General features: G+C 73.0%; 2 protein-coding genes and 1 pseudogene. 1 reads left to right on the forward strand and 2 read right to left on the reverse strand.

Annotated elements, in window-relative coordinates; translation table 11 throughout:
- The coding region (locus DMC18_RS23145) for a hypothetical protein (RefSeq protein WP_199228325.1) at nucleotides 1-1,317 on the reverse strand (1,317 nt) is incomplete at its 3' end.
- 139 nt (nucleotides 1,318-1,456) lie between these two features.
- Between DMC18_RS23145 and DMC18_RS23150 the strand changes: the two genes are divergently transcribed.
- Complete coding sequence (locus DMC18_RS23150) at nucleotides 1,457-2,341, forward strand: alpha/beta fold hydrolase (RefSeq protein ID WP_110118324.1); 885 nt, start codon at nucleotides 1,457-1,459, stop codon at nucleotides 2,339-2,341.
- Here the strand turns inward: DMC18_RS23150 and DMC18_RS27070 are convergent.
- Nucleotides 2,338-2,415, reverse strand: a pseudogene (locus tag DMC18_RS27070) (hypothetical protein); the annotation flags it as partial. The gene DMC18_RS23150 and the pseudogene DMC18_RS27070 overlap by 4 nt on opposite strands.

A 2,415-nucleotide genomic window follows, 5' to 3' on the forward strand; every position in this document is an offset into this window, starting at 1 on the left:
GCCCAGGTCGCCCAGGCGCACGGCCAGCCCCTCCAGGGCCGCGTCCTCGCCGACCAGCGGCGCCAGGCTTGGACCGATGCGGGCGAAGGCCTCGGCCGGCAGGGCGGCGGCCACGTCGGCGAAGGCCTGCTGGGCGCTGGAGCGGGAGCAATCGCCATAGGCCCGCCCGATCGCCGCCAGCAGGGCCTCGGGGTCCACCTGGTCGGCGTTGCTGACCACGATCCAGCGGCTGAAGTCCTCGTCCTGGGCCAGGTCCTCACCGGCCATCAGGCGCGAGAAGCGGGCCAGGCTGCGGTCCACGGCCTGGCGTCCGAAGGCGCGGGCCTGGGCCACGGCCGGCGCCGATCCGGCCGCCAGGGCGCGGGTCTGGGCCTCGTCGAGCGACAGGATCAGCCTGCCGCCGGTCCTGGTCGTATGGATCGGCCGCTCCGCCAGGCCGAGGACCCCGGCGACCATGCCCGCAAAGCCACCCGCCCCGCCGCCGACACCCGGCTTCAGGCGGTAGAGCCCGGCCGTGCATTCGTGGCGGGTCCAGGTGAGGCAACTGACCAGCGGGAACGGGACCGGCGAGGGGACGGCGGCGATCCCATAGGCCAGGGCGACGGCGCGGCCGTCCGGCGCCGTCAGGGTCAGGCGCCGCAGACCCGGTTCCAGATCCCCGGGCCCTTCGCCGGCAGCCACCCGCACCACCGGCCCCTGCGGCTCGCCCGGCAGGGTCAGCACGCAGGCGTTGGACACCAGCGCCCGGCCGACCATCATCCGCTGCGCCGTCATCCGCAGGTCGGGGGACTTGGGAATGGTCTCGCAGGTCGCGCGCGGCAGCACCCGCAGCGCGGCCGGCTGGCCGCTGCGGTAGACGTCGGGATAGCGGTAGACGACCGGCAGGGCGTAGCCCTCGACCAGGGTCTGGGCCAGTTGTCCGGGGGCCAGGATCGACGCCTGGGCCGGATCGAAGGGCAGGTGAGCGGCGGCGTTCTCGCGCCGCAGCCGCTCGTCCAGGGCGCGATAGTCCAGATAGCCCGTGACGCACCAGACCAGGTTGCCGCCATAGACCAGCACCGGGATGACCAGCAGCCAGCGGGGCGCGGCCCGGCGCCAGGCGTCGACCGCCATCGTCACCAGGGCGGCGTTGAACAGCAGGCCGATCCACAGCGGCGACAGGGCGAAGAACAGGATCAGGTTCAGCAGCGGGACCTGCTGCAGCAGATAGGCCGGGATCATGGCCAGCAGGAACAGCGGCCAGGCAGGCCAGCGCCGAGGCTTCGTCGGCTGGTCGGGACTGGGAGCGGGTTTTCGCCGTCCGAACGTCTCGCTCATGCGGGCCGTCTCCGTCGCCAAGCGCGCGGGCCTTACTCGCTCATAAATTGATTACTGATTATTGATCGCGTGGCCGATTGCGGCGACGGGGATCTGGCCTCAAGTCTTCGGGTGACCGTCGCCGTCTGGGGGAAAGCCGATGAACCGCCGTGAACTCCTGGGCGCGGGCGCCGTGCTGGCCGCGACGGCGGCCGCCGGTCCCGTCCTCGCCGCCGGCGACATCGACCGCTTCTCGGTGGTCGTGCGAGGCAAGGGGCCGGACGTGATCCTGATCCCGGGCCTGGCCTCGTCGCGGGCGGTCTGGGCGCCGACGGCCAAGGCGCTGGAGGATCGCTACCGGGTCCACCTGGTGCAGGTGGCGGGCTTCGCCGGCGATCCGGCCGGAGCCAACGCCGATGGCGCGGTAGCGGCCGGCGTCGCCGAGGGCCTGGCCGCCTACATCCAGGCCAAGGGGCTGAAGGCGCCGGCCGTGATCGGCCATTCGCTGGGCGGCGCGATCGGCCTGATGCTGGCGGCCCGGCATCCGGGCCTCGTCGGCCGGCTGATGGTGGTCGACATGTTCCCCAACCTGGCCATGGCCTATTTCGGACCGGGCGCCTCGCGCGACGCCGTGGCCAAGGGCGCGGCCGACTTCCGCCAGCGGATCGAGACCGCGCCGCCGGACCAGTACCTGGCCCGCCAGAACCAGACCGCCGCGACCATGGTGCTCACGCAGAGCGCCCGCCAGGCGGTGGTCGACGACTCCCTGGCCAGCGACCGCAAGGTGGTGGGCCGGGCGATGGAGGAGCTGCTGACCACCGACCTGGCGCCCGAACTGCCCCGCATCACCGCGCCGACCATCGTGGTCTGGGCCTGGAACAAGGCCAGCTTCGCGCCCGCCGAGGCGTTCGCCGGGTGGTACGGCGCGGCCTATGCGCCACTGAAGGGGGTCAAGCTCGTCCGCATCGACGAGGCCGCCCACTTCGTGATGATCGACCAGCCGGCTCGTTTTCAAGCCGAGGTCGAGGCGTTCCTCAACGGCTAGCGGCAGCGCCCGTAGCGGTCGGGCGAGGCGCCGGGGCCGCCGCGCCATCCGGGCGGGTTCTCCCAGTTGGTGCC

The organism is Caulobacter sp. D5, assembly GCF_003185805.1.
GTDB lineage: Bacteria > Pseudomonadota > Alphaproteobacteria > Caulobacterales > Caulobacteraceae > Caulobacter.

Bases quoted from the DNA above. Each gene is read 5' to 3' on its own strand.
- DMC18_RS23150 (WP_110118324.1), top strand. From the start codon at position 1,457: ATGAACCGCCGTGAACTCCTGGGCGCGGGCGCCGTGCTGGCCGCGACG.